We start from the raw sequence: 780 nt of genomic DNA, 5'->3' as shown, positions 1-780 counted from the left end.
GCATAATTCAGGCTGCAAAGTAACTAACTTATTTCCTAAATAGGTTTCGATTGTATTTTATTGATAATCAATAGAATACATAATAAGAAAAGAACGTAAACGAGAAAACATGTGTGAATGGTTCGATTAAGAAAGAAAATGCAATTTGTTTATAATCAGGAGATTATCTAATTTGCATTATAGAGTATTATCAACCAAAAGTTCAATTAACACCACTTCATGACACTGGACGGGAGTATTATAAAACACTGATTTTAAGTACAAATAGAAGGAAGAAAAGTAGCTGATGCAATGGTGTTGACACCTATAATTGATACTTTTGGGTAAAAAGGTGTAAGGAAATTAGATAAAAAATTCCCGCTTACCGATGAAGTATCAGTAAACGGGAAAATATGAAGCTTAATGCTATACAATGGTAAACTGGATTAGGAAACAGCTTTACAACCTTACTTCAAAGCATTCCAGCTCCCATCCACGAAAGATTAGAGTGATAAGACGCAATTCTGTATTACCTTTCGTTTTCTGCACTTTCTCATCCGCAGCATACTGATGAAGTTGTTCGGCAGCTTGTGCTTTCAGATTGGCTATTTCGGCATCCGTGGCATTGCGACGGGCATATTTAACTTCCACAATGTAGCTGTAGGCTATTTCCGGCTGGCGAACCAGATCGGGCATCATGTAGAAATCGGCATAGCCTTTCGAGGATTCGTGCTCGGGGAAAATGATATAACCTTTAGTCAGTCCTAAGTATGCTAACAGGAAACCTTTTATGTGTGCTTC

At 37.1% G+C, this 780-nt stretch carries 1 protein-coding gene; it reads right to left on the bottom strand.

What is annotated here, in order from left to right:
- Window positions 1–438: 438 nt before the first annotated feature.
- On the bottom strand, window positions 439–780 hold a 342-nt coding region (locus Q3C19_RS18295), incomplete at its 5' end, for a PD-(D/E)XK nuclease domain-containing protein (RefSeq protein ID WP_302731297.1).

Source organism: Bacteroides sp. ET489 (assembly GCF_030518095.1).
Lineage (GTDB): Bacteria > Bacteroidota > Bacteroidia > Bacteroidales > Bacteroidaceae > Bacteroides > Bacteroides ndongoniae.
This window is presented reverse-complemented; position numbering and strand designations above follow the sequence as displayed.